General features: G+C 68.9%; 20 protein-coding genes. 4 read left to right on the forward strand and 16 right to left on the reverse strand.

From position 1 onward, the window contains the following. Window positions 1-29 precede the first annotated feature (29 nt). The gene (locus ACZ5EF_RS15480; protein ID WP_346061719.1) at window positions 30-506 is read left to right on the forward strand and encodes a TlpA disulfide reductase family protein; all 477 of its coding nucleotides are present in this window, start codon (window positions 30-32) and stop codon (window positions 504-506) included. Here the strand turns inward: ACZ5EF_RS15480 and ACZ5EF_RS15485 are convergent. Continuing rightward, window positions 503-1192: a methyltransferase domain-containing protein gene (locus ACZ5EF_RS15485; protein WP_346061718.1), complete on the reverse strand. Its 690-nt coding sequence runs from the start codon at window positions 1190-1192 to the stop codon at window positions 503-505. The two genes, ACZ5EF_RS15480 and ACZ5EF_RS15485, sit on opposite strands and share 4 nt — an antisense overlap. Window positions 1193-1311: 119 nt before the next feature. Further along, window positions 1312-2832, reverse strand: a complete 1521-nt coding sequence (gene exaC / locus ACZ5EF_RS15490; protein ID WP_346061717.1) for an acetaldehyde dehydrogenase ExaC — start codon at window positions 2830-2832, stop codon at window positions 1312-1314. A gap of 138 nt (window positions 2833-2970) precedes the next feature. Between exaC and ACZ5EF_RS15495 the strand changes: the two genes are divergently transcribed. Next, window positions 2971-3609 (forward strand): response regulator transcription factor, encoded by a 639-nt coding sequence (locus tag ACZ5EF_RS15495; protein WP_346061716.1) that lies wholly within the window; start codon window positions 2971-2973, stop codon window positions 3607-3609. Here ACZ5EF_RS15495 and ACZ5EF_RS15500 read toward each other — a convergent pair. The 6 genes from ACZ5EF_RS15500 to ptsP form a co-directional block, all read right to left on the reverse strand. After that, window positions 3595-4926, reverse strand: coding sequence for a hybrid sensor histidine kinase/response regulator (locus tag ACZ5EF_RS15500; protein ID WP_346061715.1), 1332 nt, complete (start codon window positions 4924-4926; stop codon window positions 3595-3597). The two genes, ACZ5EF_RS15495 and ACZ5EF_RS15500, sit on opposite strands and share 15 nt — an antisense overlap. Next, complete coding sequence (gene nosP, locus ACZ5EF_RS15505) at window positions 4907-6058, reverse strand: nitric oxide-sensing protein NosP (protein WP_379729201.1); 1152 nt, start codon at window positions 6056-6058, stop codon at window positions 4907-4909. The genes ACZ5EF_RS15500 and nosP overlap by 20 nt, the downstream gene beginning before the upstream one ends. Window positions 6059-6122: 64 nt before the next feature. Then, window positions 6123-6701: a putative antibiotic biosynthesis monooxygenase gene (locus ACZ5EF_RS15510; RefSeq protein ID WP_346061713.1), complete on the reverse strand. Its 579-nt coding sequence runs from the start codon at window positions 6699-6701 to the stop codon at window positions 6123-6125. Between the two features lie 442 nt (window positions 6702-7143). Continuing rightward, window positions 7144-8880 (reverse strand): PTS fructose-like transporter subunit IIB, encoded by a 1737-nt coding sequence (locus tag ACZ5EF_RS15515; RefSeq protein WP_346061712.1) that lies wholly within the window; start codon window positions 8878-8880, stop codon window positions 7144-7146. After that, window positions 8877-9851 carry a 1-phosphofructokinase gene (pfkB, locus tag ACZ5EF_RS15520; protein WP_346061711.1) on the reverse strand — a complete coding sequence of 325 codons (975 nt, stop codon included), beginning with the start codon at window positions 9849-9851 and terminating at the stop codon, window positions 8877-8879. Before pfkB ends, ACZ5EF_RS15515 begins: the two co-directional genes overlap by 4 nt. Before the next feature lies 1 nt (window position 9852). Further along, complete coding sequence (gene ptsP / locus ACZ5EF_RS15525) at window positions 9853-12699, reverse strand: phosphoenolpyruvate--protein phosphotransferase (protein ID WP_346061710.1); 2847 nt, start codon at window positions 12697-12699, stop codon at window positions 9853-9855. Between the two features lie 225 nt (window positions 12700-12924). Here ptsP and cra point away from each other — a divergent pair, with 225 nt between their 5' ends. Both cra and ACZ5EF_RS15535 read left to right on the forward strand, forming a co-directional pair. Continuing rightward, window positions 12925-13932 (forward strand): catabolite repressor/activator, encoded by a 1008-nt coding sequence (gene cra / locus ACZ5EF_RS15530; protein ID WP_346061709.1) that lies wholly within the window; start codon window positions 12925-12927, stop codon window positions 13930-13932. Window positions 13933-14030: 98 nt separating this feature from the next. Beyond that, window positions 14031-14936 (forward strand): cation diffusion facilitator family transporter, encoded by a 906-nt coding sequence (locus tag ACZ5EF_RS15535; protein WP_346061708.1) that lies wholly within the window; start codon window positions 14031-14033, stop codon window positions 14934-14936. Window positions 14937-15040: 104 nt separating this feature from the next. Here ACZ5EF_RS15535 and ACZ5EF_RS15540 read toward each other — a convergent pair whose 3' ends face one another. The 8 genes from ACZ5EF_RS15540 to ACZ5EF_RS15575 all read right to left on the reverse strand — a co-directional run bounded on the left by ACZ5EF_RS15540 (window position 15041) and on the right by ACZ5EF_RS15575 (window position 24314). After that, window positions 15041-17215: an ATP-binding protein gene (locus ACZ5EF_RS15540; protein WP_346061707.1), complete on the reverse strand. Its 2175-nt coding sequence runs from the start codon at window positions 17213-17215 to the stop codon at window positions 15041-15043. A 42-nt stretch (window positions 17216-17257) separates the two neighbouring features. Continuing rightward, window positions 17258-17767 (reverse strand): putative pterin-binding protein, encoded by a 510-nt coding sequence (locus tag ACZ5EF_RS15545; RefSeq protein ID WP_346061853.1) that lies wholly within the window; start codon window positions 17765-17767, stop codon window positions 17258-17260. Beyond that, window positions 17767-18294: a putative pterin-binding protein gene (locus ACZ5EF_RS15550; RefSeq protein ID WP_379729197.1), complete on the reverse strand. Its 528-nt coding sequence runs from the start codon at window positions 18292-18294 to the stop codon at window positions 17767-17769. The genes ACZ5EF_RS15545 and ACZ5EF_RS15550 overlap by 1 nt, the downstream gene beginning before the upstream one ends. A gap of 282 nt (window positions 18295-18576) precedes the next feature. Further along, entirely contained in the window at window positions 18577-19395 is an 819-nt protein-coding gene (locus ACZ5EF_RS15555; RefSeq protein ID WP_346061705.1) for a DUF2189 domain-containing protein, read from the reverse strand. Between the two features lie 97 nt (window positions 19396-19492). Further along, the gene (locus tag ACZ5EF_RS15560; RefSeq protein ID WP_346061704.1) at window positions 19493-20164 is read right to left on the reverse strand and encodes a TIGR04282 family arsenosugar biosynthesis glycosyltransferase; all 672 of its coding nucleotides are present in this window, start codon (window positions 20162-20164) and stop codon (window positions 19493-19495) included. Then, a complete protein-coding gene (arsS, locus tag ACZ5EF_RS15565) occupies window positions 20161-21120 on the reverse strand; it encodes an arsenosugar biosynthesis radical SAM (seleno)protein ArsS (protein ID WP_346061703.1) in 960 nt (319 codons plus the stop codon). The genes ACZ5EF_RS15560 and arsS overlap by 4 nt, the downstream gene beginning before the upstream one ends. 145 nt (window positions 21121-21265) lie before the next feature. Next, window positions 21266-21694: a universal stress protein gene (locus ACZ5EF_RS15570; RefSeq protein WP_346061702.1), complete on the reverse strand. Its 429-nt coding sequence runs from the start codon at window positions 21692-21694 to the stop codon at window positions 21266-21268. A gap of 13 nt (window positions 21695-21707) precedes the next feature. Then, complete coding sequence (locus tag ACZ5EF_RS15575; RefSeq protein ID WP_346061701.1) at window positions 21708-24314, reverse strand: TRAP transporter permease; 2607 nt, start codon at window positions 24312-24314, stop codon at window positions 21708-21710. Window positions 24315-24412 lie beyond the last annotated feature (98 nt).

A 24412-nucleotide genomic window follows, 5' to 3' on the forward strand; every position in this document is an offset into this window, starting at 1 on the left:
CTCAAGGCAACGCCAGCGAGGAGCGCCCCATGGATCATCCCCCGGAGTGGCAGGTCTCACAATGGCTCAATAGCGAGCGCCCCCTCGGCCTGGCCGAGCTGCGCGGTCGGGTGGTGCTGCTCCACGCCTTCCAGATGCTCTGCCCCGGCTGCGTGCTGCATGGCCTGCCCCAGACCCAGCGGGTGGCCCGGCTGCTGGCCGGCACGCCGCTGACCGTGGTCGGGCTGCATACGGTCTTCGAGCACCATGCGGTGATGGGCCCCGAGGCCCTGGCGGTGTTTCTCGCCGAGCATGGCTACGACTTCCCGGTGGGCATCGACGCCCCCGGGCCCGAGGGCGATCCCCTGCCCCGCACCATGCGCGCCTACCAGTTGGAGGGGACCCCCAGCACCCTGCTCTTCGATGCCCGGGGGCGGCTGCGCTATCGCCACTTCGGCGTCGAGGAGGACCTCAGGCTGGGCGCCCAACTGGGGCTGCTGCTGCAGGAGGCCGAGACCCGGGGCTAGCGTCGAGGATGGCCGGAAGCGCTCCAGGCTGGGCGCCCAGTTGGGGCTGCTGCTGCAGGAGGCGGAGACTCAGGGGTAGCCCGATCGAAGATGGCCAACTGGCTGGGCTGGCCGAGCGACTCGTGCCACTCGCCGATGCCCCCCAGGCGCAACCGATAGCCGTGGCGCCGCGCCACCCCCTGGGCCCAGGCACGGAAGCGCTCGCGGCCCCATTCGAAGCGGTGGTCGGGGTCGCGAAACTCGCCGGGGGCCAGGCCGTAGAGGGGGTTGTAGTCGTGGTTGGGGGTGGTAAGCACCAGCCGCGCCGGGGCCAGCTCGGCGAAGACGCGACGCTCCACCAGGGAGAGCGCCCCCGGCGGCATATGCTCCAGGGTCTCCACCATGGCCGCGGCCGCGAAGCCGGCAAGCTCGGGCTGCGCCTCGGCATAGGAGCCGCAGATCAGCCGCAGCCGCCCGCCGCCGGCCTCGGGCCGCGCCGCCAGGCGCAGCTGGGCCTGGGCCAATAGCTCCCCGGACTGCTCCAGCCCCACCAGGGTCTCGAACCGGGGCTCCTGGAGCAGCAACTGCAATAGCCAACCGGTGCCGCAGCCCAGGTCGAGCACCCGGCGGGCCCCGCTCTCCCGCAGCAGCCGCGCCACCTGCGCCAGGCGCTGGTGATGCAGATCGTCGTCGAGGCTATCGGACATGGCGGCTCCCTTGGGCGAGGCGTCCCCAGGGGACAGAGTGCCTGTTCGAGGGGCCGGAAAAAAGGGGACGCCCATGGCGTCCCCAAGTTTCCACACGACTTACCCCACCGACTCGCCGATCAGAAGAACCCCAGCGGGTTGATGTCGTAACTCACCAGCAGGTTCTTGGTCTGCTGGTAGTGCTCGAGGGCCACCTTGTGGGTCTCGCGGCCGACGCCGGACTTCTTGTAGCCGCCGAAGGCGGCATGAGCCGGGTACTGGTGGTAGCAGTTGGTCCAGACGCGACCGGCCTGGATGCCGCGGCCCATGCGGAAGGCCACGTTGATATCGCGGCTCCAGACCCCGGCGCCGAGGCCGAACTCGGTGTCGTTGGCGATGGCCAGCGCCTCGGCCTCGTCCTTGAAGGTGGTCACCGCCACCACCGGGCCGAAGATCTCCTCCTGGAAGACGCGCATCTTGTTGTGGCCCTTCACCAGGGTCGGCTGGATGTAGTAGCCCTGGTCGATGCCCGCCTCGAGGCTCTCCTTGTCGCCGCCGGTGAGAAACTCGGCGCCTTCCTGACGGGCGATCGCCATATAGGACATGATCTTGTCGAACTGCTCCTGGGAGGCCTGGGCGCCCACCTGCACCTCGGTGTCCAGGGGATTGCCGCGCTTGATGGTCGCTACTCGCTCCAGCACCTTGGCCATAAAGGCGTCGTACATGGACTCCTGGATCAGCGCCCGGGAGGGACAGGTGCAGACCTCGCCCTGGTTGAAGAAGGCCAGCACCAGGCCCTCGGCGGCCTTGTCGATAAACTCGGGCTCGGCGTTCATGATATCGGCGAAGTAGATGTTCGGCGACTTGCCGCCCAGCTCCACGGTGGAGGGGATGATGTTCTCGGCGGCGCACTTGAGGATATGCGCGCCCACCGGGGTGGAGCCGGTAAAGGCGATCTTGGCGATCCGCGTGCTGGTGGCCAGCGCCTGGCCGGCCTCGGCGCCATAGCCATTGACGATATTGATCACCCCCGGCGGCAGCAGGTCGCCGATCAGCTTCATCAGTTCGAGGATCGAGGCCGGGGTCTGCTCGGCGGGCTTCATCACCACGCAGTTGCCGGCGGCCAGCGCCGGGGCCAGCTTCCAGGTGGCCATCAGCAGCGGGAAGTTCCAGGGGATGATCTGCCCCACTACCCCCAGCGGCTCGTGGAAGTGGTAGGCCACGGTGTTGGCGTCGATATCGGCGGCGCGGCCCTCCTGGGCGCGGATGCAGCCGGCGAAGTAGCGGAAGTGGTCGACGGCGAGCGGAATATCGGCGTTGAGGGTCTCGCGCACCGCCTTGCCGTTGTCCCAGGTCTCGGCCACGGCCAGCGTCTCGAGATTCTGCTCGATGCGATCGGCGATCTTCAGCAGCAGGTTAGCGCGCTCGGCGGCGGAGGTCCTGCCCCAGGCCGGGGCGGCTTGGTGGGCGGCATCCAGGGCCAGCTCGATATCCTCGGCACTCGAGCGCGGGATCTCGCAGAACACCTGGCCGTTCACCGGGCTGACGTTGTCGAAGTATTGCCCCTTCACCGGCGGCACGAAGTCGCCGCCGATATAGTTGCCGTAGCGTTTCTCGAAGGTGATGACGGCACCGGCTTGACCGGGATTGGCATAGATCATGGCGTAACTCCTGAGATTATCGTTGTTGAATCGGACACCTCCCAGTGTTGGCCAGCGGCGACGGTCGGGGCATCATGCCATGGCAGGAGGACGCCTCCTCCCTTGGGAGGAGGCGATAAACGACAACGAGGAGCGTCCATGCATAGGTTGCTGGTGGCCGACGACCACCCCCTGTTTCGCGAAGCGATCGTTGGCGTGATCGCCGCCGGTCTCGAGGCCAGCGAGGTCCTGGAGGCGGCCAGTCTCGCGGAGGCGTTGCGCCTCGCCGAGACCAATGAGGCGCTGGACTTGGTGCTGCTGGACCTGGGACTGCCGGACGCCGATGGCCTGAGTGGCCTGGCCCGGCTGCGCGAGGCCGTGCCGGAGCTGGCGGTGGTCATCGTCTCCGCCGAGCAGCACCGGGCCACCGTGCTCGAAGCCCTGGAGCTGGGGGCCGTGGGCTATATCCCCAAGTCGACGCCCCGGGAGGCCCTGATCGACGCCCTGCGCCAGGTGCTCGACGGCCAGGTCTACCTGCCCCCGGCGATCATGCGACGGCCAGCGCCCAGCCGCCCCGCCCCGGTCACCGAGGAAGATCCCCTGACCGGGCTCACCGACAAGCAGCGGGAGGTGCTGACGCATATGGTGCGGGGGGAATCCAACAAGATGATCGCCTTTCGCCTGAATATCGCCGAGACCACCGTCAAGACCCATGTCTCGGCGATCCTGCGCAAGCTCAAGGTCAGCAGCCGGGTCCAGGCGATCCTGCTGGCCAGCGACTGGCTAAGACGGGCCTGACTCCCCCCCGCCGGGGCGCTGCAGGGCGAGCATGGCCATCTTGAGGCGCAGCGGCTTGACCGGCTTGAGCAGGTAGCCATAGCCCCGGCCCCGGGCCGCGGCCTTGAGCTCGGCGTCGTGGTTGGCGGTGATCAGGATCACCGGCAGCCCGGGACACTCCCGGCGCAGCCGATCCGCCACCGCCAGGCCATCCACCGCCCCCAGGTGATAATCGACGATCAACAGGTCCGCCCTCTCGCCGCGCTCCAGGTCGTCGACCCGGGTCGCGGTCAGGGCGCGGCAGCCCCAGCCCTCGAGCAGCGCCGCCATGCCGGCGCAGATCCCCGGGTCATTATCGATCACCCAGGCCCGGAGCCCGGTCAGCGGCGCCTCTGCCCCGACCTCCGGCGGCGCCGGCGGATAGGCCCGCCCATAGGGCACCCGGATCGAGAACCGGGAGCCGTGCCCGGGCCGCGAGACCAACCCCAGGGGGTGGTCGAGCAGGCCGGCGATGCGCTCGACGATGGCCAGCCCCAGGCCCAGGCCCCGATCGGCCCGGCCCCGGTCGGCGGGGCCACGGCGAAACTCCTGGAAGATCGCCCGCTGCTGGTCCTCGGCGATGCCGCTGCCGCTGTCGGCCACCCAGATTTCCAGGGCCTCGGCGCGGCGCCGACAGCCCAGCAGCACCCTCCCCGACGTCGTATAGCGGATGGCATTGCCGAGCAGGTTGCGCACCACCCGGGCCAGCAGGGTCAGGTCGGAGTCGATGACCGCCCGGCTCGGCACATAGCGGAAGTCGAGGCCCTCGGCGGCGGCCAGCTGGCGATGCTCCTCGGCCAGGACGTCGAGGAGCTCGCCGACCGGGAAGCTGCCGCGATCGGGGGTCAAGACCCCGGCATCCAGCCGCGAGATATCCACCAGGGTGCCCAGCAGCGCCTCCACGTCCTGCAGGGAGCGGCTGATATGCCATGCCAGGCGACGCGGCTCCTCGGCCAGGGCCTGGGCCTCCAGGGCGCTGGTGAACAGCCGCGCCGCATTGAGCGGCTGCAACAGGTCATGACTCACCGCGGCCAGGAACTTGGTCTTGGAGAGGTTGGCCGCCTCGGCCTCGGCCTTGGCTTCGCGCAGCGCCTCCAGGGTCTGGCGCAGGGCCTCGGTGCGCTCGCGCACCTGCTCGGCCAGCACCACCGTATGCTCGAAGGCGGCATAGGGCGCGGTGCCCGGCTGGGCGCTGGACTCCACCCGCTCGATCAGGGCGGCACAGATGCGCCGCAGGCGGGCGTTCTCCTCGGCCAGCGCCTCGCGGCTCCCGCCCGCTTCAATCCCCGGCAGGTCCAAGGGCGACGCCGGTGAAGGTCTGGTTGATATGTCGGCCATGGTGCTGCTCCCCATAGGTATTGAAGCCGATCACCCGCCGCTCCTGCAGCAGGCGGGAGGCCGCTTCCTCCTGCCCCAGGGCCTCGATCTCCAGGCGCCGCAGGAAGCAGTCGCAGCCGATGATCAACGTGGGCGGGCCCAGCCGCCGGGCCAGGGCATCCAGAGTGGTGGCCAGGTCCTCGAGGATCGGCGCCGGAGTCATGGCGGTGAGCACGATGCCGGTCTCCACCGCGCAGTAGAAGCTCAGGCTGCCATCCGCGTTGACGCCCTGGATGGAGCGCACGAAGTAGTCCTCGCCGATGCGCACCGCCAGGGGATGGCGGGCGAAGACGCCGGCGTCCAGCGTCTCGGGGGCCAGTCCCACCAGCCGGGCATAGGCCTCGACGGCGGGCAGGGCATTGAGCTCCAGCACCCGGCGTCGCTCCCGGTCGGCGCGGGTCACCACCAGCTTCTCGCCCCGCGGGCGCAGATGATGGGTGCTGAAGACCTCGAAGGGCAGCCGGGTGTTGATGGCCACCACCACCGCGGCGCGGCCGTGGAAACGCCCCTCGCAGAACACATGGGTATGGGCCAGGTGATTGTCGTCCCCCGCCGAGCCGCCGAAGCTGGGGATACTGCCCAGGGCCGCGTCCAGGGTCGCCAGCACCTGCTCCTCACGGCTGGAGAGGCCATCCAGCAGGGTCATCACGAAGGTCTGTTCGGCGATGGGCGCCAGGGCATGCCGTCGGCAGTCGGCCAGGAGGTCATCGCAGAGACGCTGGGCCTGGACCAGCTCGAAGGCCTCCAGGTCCGTGACCAGGGCCAGGGAGACCGCGAAATGGCGGGCATCGAAGCCGATGGCGACGATGCGCTCCCGGCCGTAGCCCTCGGCGGTGATCTCCCCGGCGGTGGTGCAGCCGGCCACCGGCACCTCGCCGAAGGCGGCGGTCAGCGCCTCGCCCAGGGCCGCCAGGGGATATTCGGCGCTGCAGAAGAACAGCACCAGGCCCAGGTGGGGATGACGCAGCGCCGCCGCCAGCTCGGCGGCGGCGGTCTGGGGGTCCCGGGCCCGGCTATCGGCCTGGCGCAGGGGTGGGGCGACGGTATCGCGCATGGCAGGGCATCCCTCTCGGTCTGCGGCCAGTCTAGCACCCCGAGAAACGCCGGGATAAAGAGGTTCAGGCCCTGAGTTGGTGCCAGAGCCGCGCCAGGCGCCCCGTCCCGGTGCGGCCAGGGCGGGCGTTGAGCCAGGGCGCCAGCCAGCGAGTCACCAGGGGGATAAACAGGAACACCATCACCGGGGTCAGCATCAGGGTGGTGGCCAGCACCCTGAGCACCAGGGGCAGGCTCGCCAAGGCCTCGCCAAACAGCAGTTGATGGCCCAGGGAGACCGGGAAGAAGGCCAGCCAGATGGCCACCGCCTGCTTCCAGCGCGGCGGGGTCTGGCCACCGGCCGCGCGGAACCAGCTGTCGAGGCCGGTGGCGCGGTGCTCGTGGGGCGCCAGGTAGAGGCCCTCGCCGCGCGCGAGCCAGGAACGCCGGGAGGCGGAGTGCTCCCAGGCGTCGAGGGTCTCGGCGTCGCCGAAGCGGAAGATGATCTGGTACTCGTCGTCGCCGGGGGGCGGCGCCAGCACACCGGAGCCCAGGTAGCCGCGGAAGTCGGCGGCGAGCTCGCGGCCCTCGTCGAGCCAGGCCATGAAATCGGGGTAGCGGCCGCGGGCCACGCGGCGCGCCACCATCAGGGTGACGGGTGACATCGTGTATCTCCTCGATCCTCACGGCGACCCGGGTAGGGTCGCCTCGGCAGTCGGGGCCGGGTAAGGCCCCCTGCATTGGGGATGCAAAAAGTACACCATTTCTTGGCGCGCCTCTACCCAGGGCGACTCCAGGTTAACGCGCGCTCTCTATGTTGCGGCCCGGGGCTATCCTGGGGGCAGGCCGTCGCGGAGCGCTGTGAACCCCTCCCTGGGCGCTACCGACGCCCTGCTTCACTCTCGCATCCTGCTCCGCTAGCAGGGCCGGGGTAGGCCATCCATGGCCTACCCGTTCGGAGCCGTGCTCCTCACCCCTGGCATAGGACTCCCGCTCCAACCTGCTCCCAGCGCCCCTTAGCCATTCCAACAACGATAAGCCTTCCCCCAACAAGAAAGGGCATGGCCGTAATGGCCATGCCCTTGGCTTGCGTGCCGCGCGGGTCGGTCAGGCGGCCACCGCCACCGGGGCGGCGCCACGCTTGATCAGGGCATAGCCGAGGCCGGTGATCAGCGAGCCGATCACGATGGCGCCCAGGTAGAGCAGCACCGGGGTGATGGCGTTGGGGATCAGCAGCACGAAGATGCCGCCATGGGGAGCCATCAGCTTGGCGCCCACCAGCATGGAGAGGGCCCCGGTCACCGCACCGCCCACCATGCAGGCCGGAATCACCCGCAGCGGGTCCTTGGCGGCGAAGGGGATGGCGCCCTCGCTGATAAAGCAGAACCCCAGCACGAACGACGCCTTGCCCGCCTCCCGCTCCGGCTCGGAGAACTTCGACTTGGCCACGAAGCTGGCGATACCCATGCCGATGGCCGGCACCATGCCAGCGGCCATGATCGCCGCCATGGGGCCATAGGTCTCGGAGGCCAGCAGGCCGACGCCGAAGGTGTAGGCGGCCTTGTTGACCGGCCCGCCCAGGTCGAAGCACATCATCGAGCCGAGCAGGATACCCAGCAGCACGGCGTTGGTGGAGCCCATACCCTCGAGGAAGGTGGTCAACGCGGCGAGGATCCCGGCCACCGGCTCGCCGACCACGTAGATCATCACCAGGCCGGTGACCAGGCTGGCCACCAGGGGAATGATCAGGATCGGCTTGAGGGACTCGACGCTGGACGGCAGCCGGACATGGGTGGCCACCGCCTTGGCCACATAGCCGGCCAGGAAGCCGGCGAGGATGCCGCCGATGAAACCGGCGCCGATCTCCGCGGCCAGCATGCCGCCGATCATCCCCGGGGCGATGCCGGGGCGGTCGGCGATGGAGTAGGCGATATAGCCGGCCAGCACCGGGATCATCAGGGCGAAGGCGGTGCCGCCGCCGATCTGCATCAGCGCCGCGGCGAGCGTCCCCTCCTCCTGGAAGGCCTCGATGCCGAAGACGAAGGACAACGCGATCAGCAGGCCCCCGGCCACCACCATGGGCAGCATGAAGGAGACCCCGGTGAGCAGGTGCTTGTAGACGCCCTTCTCCTTGATGCCCTTCTTCGCCTCGCCCGTGCCCGAGGATGTGGCGCCGCCGGCACTCTCCACCTCGGCGTTCTCGAGCGCCGCCGCGATGGTGGCCTGGGCCTTCTTCAGGGCATTGCCGGTGGAGGTGCGGTAGACCCGCTTGCCGGCGAAGCGGGTGGGATCCACCTCGATATCGCAGGCCAGGATCACCACCTCGGCGGCGGCGATCTCCTCGTCGGTGAGCTGGTCCTGGGCGCCCACCGAGCCCTGGGTCTCGACGCGGATCTCGTGGCCCAGGGCGCGGCCGGCCTCGGCCAGGGCCTCGGCGGCCATAAAGGTATGCGCCACCCCGGTGGGACAGGCGGTCACCGCCACGATGCGCGTGGCACCGGCGGGGGCCGACGGGGCCTCCTCGGCCGGGGCGGCGAACTCGGCGGCGTCCCGCTCGGCCCGCTCCAGGAAGGCCCCGGGGTCGGCCAGGGCCTCGGCCAGCGGGGCCTGAAAGAGGCGCTTGCCGGCGAAGCGTGCCGGCTCCGGCACCCACTCCGCGGCCACCACTACCAGGTCGGCGGCGGCGATGACCTCGGCGCCGAGGGGAGTGACGGCTTCGAGCTGGCTATGCATTTCCACCCGGGCCTGCCAGCCGAGCCGGCCGGCGGCCTGCTCCAGGCGGCGGGCGGCGAGGAAGGTGGTGGCCATGCCGCTGGGGCAGGCGGTCACGATGATGACGTTCATGCGAGGGCTCCCCCTGCGTCCACGTCGTTGAGACGACGCACGCGGGTCTGTTGTTGGAGTTGATGGAGGTCCGGGGCCTGGGGATTCCCCACCCCGAGATGGCGTACCGCCTCGGCGGAGAGGGCCGTGGCCAGGCGCAGGGTGCGCTCGGCGGGCCAATCGGCCAGCACGCCATGCAGCATGGCGGCGACCAGGGTGTCGCCGGCACCCACGGTGCTGGCCACGTCCACGGCGGGGGGCAGGGCCTGCCAGGCGCCACGCCGCCCCACCCAGAGCACGCCCTCGGCGCCGGCGGAGATCACCGCCTCGTCGACGCCGGCGGCGTGCAGGCGCAGGCCGGCGCGCAGCCGGGCCGCCGCCGAATCCAGGGGCTCGCCGGCCCAGGCGGCCAGTTCCTCCTCGTTGGGCTTGACCGCGGAGGGCCCCGCGGCGATGGCGGCGTCGAGCGCCGCGCCGCTGGTATCCACCCACAGCGGCAGGCCATGGGCCTCGAGGCGAGTGATCAGGCCGGCCAGGTCCGCCGGGACGAGTCCCGGCGGCAGGCTGCCAGCGATCACCAGGGCCTGGGGGCGGCGCGCGGGATCAGCCAGGCGCGCCGCCAGGTCCGTTTCCAGATCCGCCAAGTCGGCGGCGGTCAGGCGAAGCCCCGGGCCATTGATATCGGTGACCCGGCCATCCGCCTCGGCCAGCTTGGCGTTGATGCGGGTCTCGCCGGGGCGGCGCAGGCAGGCGTCCTCCACCCCCAGGGCCTGGAAGGTGCGCAGGAAGGGGCCGTCGTTGTCGGCGCCGAGGAAGCCCGCCACGGTCACCTCATGGCCGAGGCCCACCAGCACCCGGGCCACGTTGACGCCCTTGCCGGCGGCCTCGAGGTGGGTCTCCTGGGTGCGGTTGACCTCGCCGGGGACCAGCCGCTCGAGGCGCAGCGACAGGTCCAGGGCGGGATTCAGGGTCAGGGTCAGGATCTTGGCCATATCAGCGGGCCTCCAGGGCATCGCGCACCGCCTCGGCGGTGGCCTGGGCCAGGGCCAGCTCGGCCCGGGCGCGAGCCTCTTCGAGATCGAACTCGCGCAGCCGCGCCTTGACCAGCGGCACCTGGCGGGCGCTCACCGAGAGCTCGTCGACGCCCAGGCCCACCAGCACCGGCACGGCGGCGGCATCCGAGGCCAGCTCGCCGCACACCCCCACCCACTTGCCTTGGGCATGGGCGGCGCTCACGGTCATCTCGATCAGCCGCAGCACCGCCGGGTGCAGGCCGTCGGCCTGGGCGGAGAGCTCCGGATGGCCGCGGTCGATGGCCAGGGTATATTGGGTCAGGTCATTGGTGCCCACCGAGAAGAAGTCCACCTCGGCGGCCAGGCTCGGCGCCAGCAGCGCCGCCGAGGGCACCTCGATCATCACCCCCAGTTGGACGTCGGTGGCCCGCTCGGCCTCGGGAAGCTCTTCCAGCAGGCGATCGAAGAGAACGCGTACGGTACGGAACTCGGCGACGTCCTTGACCATTGGCAGCATGATACGCAGCGGACGGCCGACACCGGCCATCAGCAGGGCGCGGAGCTGGGTCTCCAGCACCTCGGGACGGGTCAGCGCCAGGCGGATGCCGCGCAGGCCCAGGAAGGGGTTGTCCTCCTGGGGTACCGGCCAGTAGGCCAGCGGCTTGTCGCCGCCCACGTCCAGGGTGCGGGCCACCAGGGGACGGCCGTCCAGGGCGTCCAGGGCCTCACGATATTCGGCGATCTGGGCCTCGAGGTCCGGCGCCTGGGCATGGGCCATGAAGATGAACTCGGTGCGCAACAGGCCCACCCCCTCGGCGCCCCGCTCCACGGCATCGGCGGCGTGGGCGGTGTTACCCAGGTTGGCGGCCACCTCGACCCGGTGGCCGTCGACGGTGGCGGCGGGTTCGAAGCGCGCCGCCCAGGCCGCCTTCTCGCGGGCCTCGCGCTCCTTGAGGCGCAGCTCGGCGCGATCGCGGCGCTCCTGGGAGGGCCGCGGGATCACCTGGCCCCGCTCGCCATCGAGGATCAAGTCGTCGCCATTACTCAGGGTCAGCACCCGCTCGCCGGCCCCCACCACCGCGGGGATGCCCAGCGCCCGGGCGAGGATGGCGCTATGGGCGGTGGCGCCGCCGCGGGCGGTCAGCAGGCCGCGCACCCGGGCGGTGTCCAGGCGCGCCACATCGGAGGGGCCCAGGTCATCGGCCACCAGGATATAGGGGTGCGCCGGCGGCTCGGGCATCGCCACGTCACAGAGGATGCCCAGCACCCGACGCCCCACGTCGCGCAGGTCGGCGGCGCGCTCGGCCAGCAGGCGGTCGGCCAGGGCTTCCTGGGCCCGGGCGGCGGTCTCGATGGCCTCCCACCAGCCGGCCTCGGCGCTGGCACCGTCGCGGATACCCTCCAGGGCGGCCTGATAGAGCTCCGGGTCCTCCAGCATCTCCTCATGCATGGAGAGGATCTCCGCCACCTCGCCACCCCGGGCCTGGGTCACCAGGGCCTCGAGCTGCTCGGCCCCCTCGTGGATCGCCGCGCCCAGGCGCCGCTCCTGCTCGGCGGCGTCCGCGGCCCGGGCCGGGTAGTCGAAACGCGGGGTGCGCATCACGAACAGCGGCGCGATGGCCAGCCCCGGGGAGGCGGCCACCGCCGGATGGGGGCGATCCGCCGCCAGCGGCTCCGGCGCCGGGGCCGATGCCTCGACGGGCGGGGCATCGCGTCCCTCGTCGAAGGGAGTGACCCGCTCGCCGAGGCCGTCGCGCACCGCCTGGTCGATGGCGGCCAGGGCCTCCCGGGCGCCCTCCCCCTCGGCGGAGAAGACCAGCCGCTGGCCGCGGCGGGCGCCCAGGCCGATCACCTTGGTGAGGCTGGAGGCAGCCACCGCCTCGCCGCCCTCGGCCAGGCGTACCTTGATCGGCAGGCCCTGGGCCCGGGCCACCTGGATCAGCTGCTTGGCGGGGCGGGCATGCAGGCCATGGGCATTCAGGACCCGCACGGTCAGGGTCTCGGCCCCGGCCCCCTCGCCGGCCAGCCGCGCCAGCACGGTCTGGACCGAGGCCCCGGCGAGCTCACTCCCCTGCCCAGACTCCAGCAGGACACTGAGCCGCTCCAGCAGGCCGCGGTGGGCATCGCCCTGGGCGGCCAGGCAGAAGACCCCATTGACGGCGCCGGGCTCGGCGGGGGTGGCCAGGGCCAGGGCCGGGGTGGCGACCTCGCGATGGCTATGGGCCAGCCACAACCCCTGGCCCAGGGCCAGCGGCGCCTGCTCGGCGATGGCGGCGACGAAGCCCGGGGCCACGCAGCCGGCCTGGCGCAGCCGCGCCGCGGCGGCCAGGGCCAGCTCCTCGGCGGAGTGGGCCGGGAAGCCCAGGCACAGGGTCTCGGCATCCAGGCGCGCCTCGACCACCGCCCTGGAGAGCAGGGCGGCTACCTGGGCCGGCGAATCGGCGGCGGCCAGGCGTTCGCCGACGCCGTCGCGGTCCAGCACATGGGTCAGCTGACGCAGGATATCCAGGTGCTCGTCGCTCTGGGCGGCGATGGTCACCAGCACATGGACCCGCTGGCCATCGTGCCAGTCGAGGCCGCGGGGAAACTGCAGCACCCGCACGCCGGTCTGCTTGACGTGACAACGGCTCTCGGGGGTGCCATGGGGAATGGCGATGGCATTGCCAAGGTAGGTGGAAGACTGTGCCTCCCGGGCGTGCAGGCCCTGGCGGTAGTCGGCCTCGACCAGGCCCGCCACCTGCAGCGCCTCGGCGGCATGGTCGAGGGCCGCCTGCCAGTCGCTGGCCTCGCAGCCCAGCAGGATGTCCTCCTGGCGTAGCGTCAGCATGGGTGCCTCCTATGATGGGCGCGCTTATCGCCCCGAGTTGATTCTAGTCGCCCCGCGGGGGGCCTGGAGAAATGATCGCTGGCTCAGATGAATCGTGTCACCTATGGTTTGATATAAGGCTGGATCGTGTCACCCGAATAATCAAGCGCCAGCCTATTCGACTTTCGCAGGGGGCAGGCCGTCCCGCCATGACGTAGAATCGAGTCAGCCGTTAAGGAGAGGCCCATGACACTCGCCGAAATCGCCCGCCTGGCGGGGGTATCCCGCACCACCGCCAGCTATGTCATCAATGGCCAGGCCCGGGAACGGCGTATCAGCCAGGAGACCGTGGATAAGGTCATGGCCATGGTGGAGAAGCACCATTACCGCATCGATGCCCAGGCCGCGGCCCTGCGCCGCGGCGCCAGCCATACCCTGGGCCTGATCATTCCCGACCTGGAGAACGCCAGCTATGCGCGCCTGGCCAAGCGCCTGGAGCGGGGCGCCCGGGCCCAGGGCTATCAGTTGCTGATCGTCGGCTCCGACGACGACCCCGACAGCGAGCGAGAGCTGGCCCGGGCGCTGCGCGCCCAGCGTTGCGAGGCGCTGATCACCGCCAGTTGCCTGCCCGAGGAGGACCCCCTCTACGTTGAGCTGATGGCCGCCGGCCTGCCGGTAATCGCCGTGGACCGGGCCCTGGATCCGTCGCGCTTCGTCAGCGTGGTCAGCAACAACCGCGAGGCCGCGCGACAGTTGAGCACCTCGGTATTGGGCCCCGGGGTATCCCGGGTGGCCTGGTTCGATGCGGTGGCGGAGCTCTCCATCACCCGGGAACGCCGCGCCGGCTTCCGGGCGGCGGTGGCCGAGGGAGCCTACCTCAGCGAGATCGCCTGCGCCTCCCGCTACGACCGGGATCAGGGGGCGGCGCTGATGCGTGAGCTGCTGGCGGGGCCGGGCCTGCCGGAGGCCCTGATCACCGCCTCCTTCACCCTGCTGGACGGGGTCCTGGACGTGCTGCTGGAGGCGGGCGGCCTGCCTCCCTCGCTGCGCCTGGCCACCTTCGGTGACGATCGCCTGCTGGACTTCCTGCCGCTGCCGGTCAATGCCCTGCCCCAGGATCACGACCGCATCGCCGAGCTGACCCTGTCCCGGGCCCTGGACGCGGCCCGCGGCCACTATGCCCCGGGGCAGGTGCTGGTGGAGCGCCGCCTGCATCGTCGCCTGCCCCTGGCCGCCCCCAGCCTCTTGGTATAAGATACTCAACACTTACTTCGCTAATCTCCCGAAACATCGGGAAACCTTGCCACGAATGACCACACTTCGTCGTTCGGGGTCGAGTCGTCGGTGAAAAAATGCAGCCAACCCTCGAGCAACGCACCCTCAAGCTCTCCATCGTCATGACCCTCTCGGTGGCCAGCCTAGGGGTGCTCTTCGGGCTGCTCTCCGGCTCGCAGTCGATCCTCTTCGATGGCGTCTTCTCCACCATCGACGCCGGCATGTCGCTGCTCTCGCTGTGGGTCTCGCGACTGCTGATGCGCGAGTCCAGCCCGCGCTTCCAGCACGGCTACTGGCATCTGGAGCCCCTGGTGGCGGCCCTCAACGGGGCCATTCTCACCCTGTTGTGCTTCTATGCCTTCCTCAATGCCCTGCGCGGCCTGCTGGAAGGCGGTCGGGTGCTGGCCTTCGACCTGGCCATCGCCTACGCGCTGGTGGTGGCCGTGGTCTGCTTCGTCATGGCCTGGCACCAGCGCAGGGTCAATCGCCGGGTGGGCTCGGAGTTCCTGCGCATCGATGCCCAGGGCTGGCTGATGGCCGGGCTGATCACCGCCGCCCTGCTGGTGGCCTTCGCCATCGCCCTGTTGCTGGAGGAGACCGCCGCCGCGCCCTGGATCCCCTATATCGACTCCCTGCTGCTGGCGGGCCTGACCCTGGCCTTCCTGCCGGTGCCCATCGGCATCGTGCGGCGTGCCATGAAGGAGGTGCTGATGGTGGCGCCCAGCGCCCTGGATCGGGAGGTGCGGGGCGTGATGGAGGGGGTGATGCGCCGCGACGGCCTGCTCGCCTACCATAGCCATGTGGCCAAGACCGGGCGCGTCTCGGTGATCGAGATCCATATCGTCACCCGCCCCGACTTCGCCGCCGAGGCCGGGGTGGCGGCGCTGGACGAGATTCGCCGGGAGATCGACGCCGGCCTGAGCATTCCCGCCGAGAAGCGCTGGTTTACCCTGGCCTTTACCGCCGATCCGCGCTGGGCCTGATCGACCAGGAATCCCGGCTCGCTCAGGCATCCGCCCCGGTATCGGGCAGGGCCTCCAGCCACGCCTCTAGAGCGACGCCTGCACTGCCGGGACGAGCCGGCCACTCAGGAATCTGCTTCTGGCAGCGCCGCCAGCCACTCCTGAAGGGCCGCCTGCAACGGCGCCCGGGCCACCTCCAGGGCCGTCATGGCGGCGCGCATGGCTGCCTCATTCTCCGCCCGGGCCTCGCGCTCCAGCTCGCCGGCCAGATAAGCCAGGCGACAGGCGCCCACGCTGGCCGACTCCCCCTTGAGCAGATGCGCCAACTGCATGGCCTCGCGGCACTCCCCCGCCGCGACCCGGCGAGCCAGGGTGGCCAGGCGGTCGGGGAGTTGCTGGCAGTAGAGATCGACCAGGGAGCGCACCCCCGGCGTACCCAGGCTGTCGCGCAGCTCTTCCAGGGTAGAGGCCTCCAGGTCATGGGCCGGCGCCGCCGCCGGAACCGGCGGCGGAGGGGCCTCGGTGCCGCTCAGGTGATGGGAAAGCAGGGCCACCAGTTCGTTACGATAGAAGGGCTTGGTGAGATAGTCGCTCATGCCCACGGCCAGGCATAGCTCGCGCTCATCGGCCAGGCCACCGGCGGTCATGGCAACGATAGGCACCTCGGCCAGCCAACCGCCCCGGGCACGCAGCTGCCGGGTCGCCTCCATGCCATCCATTCCCGGCATCTGGATATCCATAAAGATCAGGTCGAAGTGCTCCGCCTCGGCCCGTGCCAAGGCCTCGACACCGTTCTCCGCCAGGGTGACCCGGCAGCCCAGGGATTCCAGCATGGCCCGGGCCACCTGCTGATTGACCGGGTTATCCTCCACCACCAGCAGTCGCGCCTCGAAACGCAACGCTGTCGCCGTCTCGGTCACTGCCTGGGGCACGGCCACCGCCCCCTCCACCACCCGCAGGGGCAATTCGACCCAGAAGCGGGTGCCCTCCCCCGGCCGGCTCTCGAAGTCGATCTCGCCCCCCATGGCCTCCACCAGGCGGCGACTGATCGCCAATCCCAGGCCGGTGCCGCCGAAGCGTCTTGCCGTGGAGGCATCACCCTGACGAAAGGGTTCGAAGAGCTGGGACTGGGCCTCCTCGCGGATGCCGCAGCCGGTATCGATGATCTCCAGGCGAAGTCGCCCCGACTCCAGCCAGTGGCCGGCCAGGCGTACCTCGCCCCGCTCGGTGAACTTGATGGCATTGGAAAGCAGATTGAGCAGGACCTGGCGCAGGCGACCGGGATCCCCCTCCAGGCGTCGCGGCAGGGCCGGGTCCAGGTCGCAGCCCAGGGCCAGGCCCCGCGACCGGGCCCGGGGAGCGAAGAGCGTCAGGGCCCCCTGCACCACCTCGCGGAGGTCGAAGCTGGTTTGCTCCAGCTCCAGGCGACCGGCCTCGATCTTGGAGAAGTCGAGGATGTCATTGATCAGGTTGAGCAACAGGCCAGCGCTGTCATGAATGGTCGAGGCATAGCGACGGGCGGCGTCATCCAGGGGGCGTCCCAGCAGCAGATCACTCATGCCGATCACGCCGTTGAGGGGGGTGCGAATCTCGTGGCTGACGGTGGCCAGGAACTCCGACTTGGCCTGGTTGGCCGCCTGGGCCTGGCTGGCGGAGATTTCCAGTTCCTGGCTGAGACTCTCCAGGGACCCCCGGGCCCGGGCATGATCGCGCGCCTCGCGAAACAGGAAAAGCGCCACCAGGGCCCCGGCCAGGCTCATCAGCAGGATCATCACCAGTAACAGGGTATAGAGCCCCTGGAGGTTGCTGCGCTCCCGGTGGGCGCTCTCGGCCAGGAACCCATTGACGACCACCACCAACTGTTCGGTATTGTGGCCCAACACCGCCAGTTGCTCATCCAGGCGCCGGCGCAGGGCATCATCGAGCCGCGGCTGGGAATAGATGGCCTCATCCAGGGCCTCGATCTGCGTCACCAGGGTCGGCATCATGCGGCTGGCGGCGGGAATCGACGCCAGCAAGGCCGCCAGCTCGCCACGCCGCAGCAGATTGATCCGGCTATAGAGCAGCTCCAGGCGCATGCGCAGCGACTCCAGCTCCTCCCCCTCCTGCATGGCCAAGTCGTTGCGTAGCTGCACCACCTCCCGGTCGAGCTTATAGGCGGCCCAGGTGGTGTCGACTCCCACGCTCTGGGCCAGGCTCTCCTGGCGCCACAGCACCAGGCCGGTGACGATCACCGCCGCCGAGAAGAAGGCCAGGGCGGCGAAGACCCCCAGCTTGAAACGAATTGGATAGCGCAGCATCGTGTTCTGGCCTCCCTGCCCGGCCCGGGATGATCGCCGGGGCTACTCCACTACCACCCGGTGGACCTGCCACACCGAACGAAAGCGGATCGTCTCGTTGCGCAGCGCGGGATTCTCGTCGAAGGGATAGAGCACGAAGATGGGCCCATAGTCGCGGATCGGCATCCGCTCACCATCTCGCTCCATGGCCAGGATCACGTCGTGGCGCTGGAAGTCACTGACCGGAATTTCGGCCATGAAGTTATTGAGAGCGCTGACCTTGAGGGTCTCACCCTGGGCGCCTACCGCCGTCAGCAGGGCGCGAGCCAGGGGACCGCGGTACCGGCTGACGCCATTGGTCCAGGGGGTCGAGGTCTCGATGCTCTGCCAGGGCAGCGCCTCGAGCATTCGACGATCGAAGTGAGCCTCGTCACCCACATTGGTATGGGTGATATTGCCACTCACCACCAGGAGCACGGCCTCCTCTGGGGGGGCCAGCTCATGGGCCAGGGCCGCGGGCAATGGCAGCAGTGCGAGGCAGCCGATCAGTAAACTTAGTGCACATCCCTTCATCACTGCCGACCCTCGAGAGCATGGATATGCAGACCCGCCAGATGCCAGACCGAACGAAAGCGAATCAGCTCGTTGAGCAACTCTGGCTTTTCATCGAAGGGGTAGAGCACGAACAGCGGCCCGAGATCACGCATGGCCAGTGGCTGCCCCTCCTGCTGGATGGCCAGCATCACATCATGATGTACCAGATCAGAGAGAGGAATCTCGGCCCGGAAGCCGTCCAGGGCCGTGGCCAGCATACTGCCATCGATCGGGGCTCCCACCCAGGCTAGCAGATCGCGCATCAAGGGTCCCTGATAGCGGATACGGCCATCCGTCCAGGGGGTCGTGGTGCAACGCTGGTGTTGTGGCAAAGACTGAAGCATCTGTCGATCAAAATGCGCCTCGCCTTCGCTATTGGCCTTGGCGATCTCTCCGCTTATGCGCAGAAGCACCGGCCCTTGAGGGGTGGGCAACGGAGCATTGGCCAGGGCTGGGGCGATACCCAGCAGGCCCAGGCAGAGCCACACGATTGCTAGATTTTTCATGAGTCGCGGAAGTCACTGAGGCGCCACTCCTTGTCCCAAGGAAGACGTCCGGTTGGGGCGGCACCCGGGCTCCTTATGCCACCTGCCCAGGCTAGCACGAGTCGGCCAAGGAGAGACGGCGCGTTCTCCGCGGGCCGGAGTGGCACGCCCAGGCTCCATTAATTTTATCTTATTTATATGGTCGCCCGATACCCAAGGCCCTTCGATGCCAAACCCGGCGGTGGGATAGACGACGATAGGGGGCCGAAGCCCCCTGCTCGCGACACCGCTGGCGATTCTATGTCAGGCCTCGTCGGCCCGGCCGGGATGCTCGATACGTACCAGGTCCTCATAAGCATGCCAGCTGGCATGACCCAACACCGGCAGGATCAGCGCCAGGCCGATATAGAAGGTCATCACCCCCACCAGCACGCAGCCGGTGAGCATGACCGCCCACAGCAGCATGGGGCGGAAGTTGCGCGCCACGGAACGGATACTGGCCTCGATACCCTCCATGAAGGTGAGGTCCTGATCCATCAGGGTGGGAATCGCCACCACGCTGATGGTAAAGGCGCCGAAGGCCAGGACGGCACCGATGGCGGTACCCACGGCGAGCATGCCGAGCCCCTCGGGGGTGGTCAGCAGGGCGGCGTAGAGGGTCTCGGGACTGGGCACCTCGAAGCCGAAGAAGAGCGCGAAGAGCAGCGTGGCCAGGCGGATCCAGGCGAGGAAGAAGATCATCATCATCACGCCCATCATCGCCAGTTGGCCGGTATGGGCGGTCCAGGCACCGAAGGCGTCCCCCAGGGTCGGCGAGCGCCCCGCCTCCAGGGCTCGGCTGATGCCGTAGGAGCCCACCGCCACCAGCGGGCCGAGGAACATGAAACCCGCCACCAGCGGCAACAGCCAGTGCCAATAGCCCAGGGTAAAGGCCCCCGCGGTCACGGCGATACTCAGGCCCACCCAGAACAGGCCATAGGCCAGGCTCACCGCCGTGGCCCGCCGGAAGTCCTGAAAGCCTGAGGCCAGCCAGGCCTTGGGGCGGTCCATCCCCACCGGGTTAATGGAGATCTTCACCACGGCATCGGTCGGCTTGTGATTCTTGGATGCTGCTGCACTCATGGAACAACCCCTTATCCCGCAAGCGGAAATCAGACCCTGGGCAGGCGCCTCGACACCCGGGTCGATGGAGGACACAAGGCTGGATGCCTCTACACTGCTAACTGTAGTCGAGGCACTGACGACCCGCCGCGCTTGCCTTCAACGCCCGGTGTGCGCTCCCGTCCCGAGGCCACAGCGGCTCCAGCCGGGGCAGGTCCGCGGGGCGATCCAGGTCCCAGACCCTGGCCGGCTCGACCCAGCGCCAGCCGAGCCGGGTCAGCGCCTGGCGGGTGGCGGCCATCACCTCCTCGCTTCCCCAGGCGATATCGTCGAAGAGCACTGGCTCCCGCCGCCATAGGCCGATCAGCCCATAGCCACCATCCTCGGCGGGCAGGAAGACGGCGTCCCGCTCGGCCAGGGCCTCCCAGCAGCGTACCAATAGCGCCGGCGTGATCCCCGGGCAATCGGCGCCCATCAGTAGCCGCGGCGCCGGCCGCCGCGGCTCGGCGAAGACCGCCGCCATGCGCCTCCCCAGGTCTCCCTCCTGCTGGGGCTCCAGCTCGATATCGAAGGCCCGCCGGCACTCGGCGAAGAAGGGGTGGTGGTGATCCAGCGCCGTCCATAACCGCACCGGCCCCAACCCCAGCCGCGCCGAGGCCTCGCAGGCCGTGCCCAAGGCTCGCCAGACCAGGCGCCGATGCAGGGCCGCCGCCCCCTCGGCGCCCAGCGCCGGAATCAACCGGGTCTTGGCCTGTCCCGGGAGCGGCGCCTTGGCGAACAGCTGGATCATGTCAGGGCCCCGCCACAGCTGCTGCCCTGTCCGGCGGTACAGCCATAGCAGTGGTCGGCGATGCGGATCGGTGCCCCCTCCAGGTCGCGCTCCAGCAGCTCGCGCAGGTGCACCGGCCGCGGACTATCGCCCAGGGGCATGGCGAGCTGCTGGTTGAAATCGCAATCATGCACCCGTCCCTGGTAATCCACCGACAGGGTCGAGCGGCACATTACCCCTTCCAGGGTGGCGGCGTTGTAGCTGGCCTTGAGCAGCGCCATGTAGTCATCGAACTGTCCCTTGGAGATCAGGGTGCTGCCGAAGCGCTGGATGGGCATGTTGGCCAGGGTAAAGAGGCGGTTGAAACGGATGCCGAAGTGCTCCCACAGCTCGTGATGGTAAGCCGCCTCCAGCGGCGCCTGGGGCGGCGGCAGGCTGGGGCCCTGGGGGTTGTAGACCAGGTTCAGCACCAGGTCGCCGTCCGGCTCGCCATAGCCCAGGGCATTGAGGCGCCGGAGCCCCGCGACGCTGGCCTCGAAGACCCCATCACCGCGCTGGGCATCGACGTTGGCGGCGCTGTAGCAGGGCAGCGAGGCCACCACCTCGACGCCCTGCTCGGCCAGGAAAGCGGCCAGCGTCTCCTGCCCCGGCTCCTCGAGGATGGTCAGGTTGCAGCGATCCATCACCTTGATGCCCAGGGCCCGCGCCTGGCGTACCAGGTGCCGGAAATGCGGGTTGAGCTCCGGCGCGCCGCCGGTGAGATCCAGGGTGGCAATGCCCTGGCGGCGGATAAACTCCAGCATCAGCGTCATGGTCGGCCAGTCCATCTCTTCCTGGCGCCGGGGGCTCGCGGCCACATGGCAGTGCAGGCAGGACTGATTGCAGCGGTAGGTGAGGTTGGCCTGCAGGGTCGTGAGGCGACCGCGGCGCAGGAGCGGGAAATCGGTGGCGATCAGGCGAGGTAGGGTCGCGTGCATGCCGGCTCCTTGAGAATGACGACGGGGCTCCCCCTTCGGTCGTGTCTACGCCAATGACCTTACAGGAAAGACGCGCTTCCCGACGCAACGCTTGCCCACGGCGACGCCCATCTCGGGGGTGGGCGTCGCCGGGTCAAGCGGCACCTCAGCGCACGATCATCACCGAGATCTTGCTGTGATGCACCACATGTTCCGCATTGGGCCCCAGCACATAGTCGACGAACTTGCGCTTGTTATGGGAGGCCATCACGATCAGGTCCACCTCGAGCTGCTTGGCGGCCTTGATGATCGCCTCCCAGGGCGAGCCCTCGACGATGGTCCGGTGCACCTCGATGTCCTCGGGCACCTGGTCGAGGATGAACTGCTTCTGGGCCTCGCCCAGGGACTGGTGGGCCTTCTCGGTGAAATCCTTGGGAAAGTAGGCCCCCACCATGGGCATGCGGAAGTCGGGCATCACCGTCACCACATGCAGGGAGGCGCCGAAGCTGCGACACAGGGTCAGCGCCGTGGGTAGCGCCTTCTTCCAGGAGGCCTCCTCATTGAGGTCCACCGGCAGCAGGATCTTCTGGTACATGGCTTATTCCCCCTTAGCTGGCCGCCGGAGCGGCCGTGGTGTCGCGGCGACGACGCTGCAAGACGACGATCAGGCCGAACACCAGGAAGGCCGGGATCCACATCAGCTCCTTGGGCCAGCGATCCACCGGCGCCATCACCGAGAGGATCTGCTGATCGAAGAACATCGCCTCGAAGCCGATCTGCTCCGCCTGGCTGCCGAAGGCCACGTTATCCACGAAGGTGGCCCCGCCTTCCTCGCTGCGCAGGCTCAGGCCCAGCGCCTCCATGCGTTCCTCACCGGTCTCGCCGTCGGGCACCGGCACCAGCAGGTAGCGGGTGAACTGGTCGCCGAAGTCGTCCTCGTCGAGGATCTCCACCCGCAGGTTGCTGCCCTCGTCCACCATGCCCAGCGCCTGGGCGAACTGCGCCGGCGGCACCGACAGGTAGGGGTCATGGATGCGATCCATCCAGAAGCCCGGGCGGAACAGGGTGAAGGCCACCAGCAGCAGCAGCAGTGATTCGTACCAGCGGTTGCGGGCGACCATGAAGCCCTGGCTACCGGCGGCGAAGATCAGCATGGCGATGGTCGCCACCACGAAGATCAACAGGCCCTGCCAGAGCCCCACCTCGATCAGCAGCAGGTCGGTGTTGAAGATAAACAGGAAGGGCAGTGCGGCGGTACGCAGGCTGTAGTAGAAGGCCTGGAAGCCGGTACGAATGGGATCGCCCCCAGAGATCGCCGCGGCGGCGAAGGAGGCCAGCCCCACCGGCGGCGTCACGTCCGCCATGATGCCGAAGTAGAAGACGAAGAGGTGCACGGCGATCAGCGGCACGATCAAGCCGTTCTGCTGACCCAGCAGCACGATCACCGGGGCCATCAGCGACGACACCACGATATAGTTGGCGGTGGTGGGCAGGCCCATGCCGAGGATCAGGCTGAGCACCGCGGTGAGCAGCAGGATCAGCATCAGGTTGCCCATGGAGAGCACCTCCACCACGTCCGCCAGCACCAGGCCCACCCCGGTCTGGGAGACGGCGCCGACGATGATGCCGGCGGTGGCGGTGGCGATACCGATGCCGATCATGTTGCGGGCCCCGGTCACCAGGCCATCCCAGAGATCGAAGAAGCCCTCCTTGATATCCTCGGCCAAGCGACTGCGTCCGCGGAAGAGCGCGGTGATCGGGCGCTGGGTAATCATGATGGCGATCATGAAGACCGTGGCCCAGAAGGCCGAGAGCCCCGGCGACAGGCGCTCCACCATCAGGCACCAGACCAGCACGATCACCGGCAGGATAAAGTGCAACCCCACCATCACCGTGGGCCGCGTCTGCGGCAGTTCGATCACCTCGGAATTGGGGTCGTCCAACTCCAGCTCCGGGTAGTTGGCGCCGACCTTGAGCAGGCCCACGTAGACCACCGCCAGCACCACCGCCACCACCCAGGGGGTGGCAGCGCCCAGCAGCGGCTTAAGCCAGCCCAGGCCGTAGTAGACGCCGAAGGAGAGCGCCATCAGCGCCAGCAGGCCGGTGAGGAAGCCGATCACCTTGTTGAGGAAGGGACGCGCCGGGTTACTGGAGGGCAGCCCAGACATGCCGGCCTTGAGGGCCTCCAGGTGGACGATATAGATCAGCGCGATATAGGAGATCAGCGCCGGCAGGAAGGCGTGCTTGATCACCTCCACATAGGAGATGCCCACGTACTCCACCATCAGGAAGGCCGCGGCGCCCATCACTGGCGGCATGATCTGGCCGTTCACCGAGGAGGAGACCTCCACCGCCCCGGCCTTGTTGGCGGAGAAACCGACCCGCTTCATCATCGGAATGGTGAAGGTGCCGGTGGTCACGGTATTGGCGATGGAGGAGCCGGAGATCAGCCCGGTCATGCCCGAGGCCACCACCGCCGCCTTGGCGGGGCCGCCGCGGTAGTGACCCAGCAGCGAGAAGGCCACCTTGATGAAGTAGTTACCGGCCCCGGCCTTGTCGAGCAGGGCGCCGAACAGCACGAAGAGGAAGACGAAACTGGTGGAGACCCCCAGGGCGATGCCGAAGACCCCTTGCGTCGTCAGCCACTGGTGGTTAATCAGGCCGTAGAGGCTCACTCCCCGATGGGCGAGGATGCCCGGCATATGGGGCCCGAACAGCGAATAGACGATAAACACCGCGGCCACGATCATCAGCGGCGGCCCCAGGGCGCGGCGGGTCGCCTCCAGCAGCAGCAGGATGCCCACCACCCCGACCACCACGTCCTGGGTCAGGGGTGCCCCGGGCCGCTCGGCGAGCTGGGCATAAAAGAGGAACATATAGGCGCCACAGAAAGCCGCGACCCCGGCGAACAGCCAGTCCTGCAGCGGAATGCGCTCCCGGGGCGAGCGCTTCAGCGCCGGATAGGCCATAAAGGCCAGGAAGAGCGCGAAGGCCAGGTGAATGGAGCGCGCCTCGGTGGCATTGAAGACCCCAAAGCGGAAAAGGTAGGGCAAGGGAGACGCGATCCACAACTGGAACAGCGACCAGGCCGCGGCGATGCCCACCAGCAACTTGCCGGGCGCCCCCAGCGGCTTGCGCGCCCCGGAGTCGGTGGAGGCCACCATCTCCTCCAGGTCGACTTCCGAGCCCTGCGGTCTCTGCTTGTCGTTTGTCATAAGCGGTTCCTGCCTGTTTGTTCCAACCACCGAATCAAGGGGTCTGCCATGGTGTCGTGCCTGTCCCTAAAGAATAGCGGGCATTAAAAACCCGAATG

It is taken from the genome of Bisbaumannia salifodinae (genome assembly GCF_055388505.1).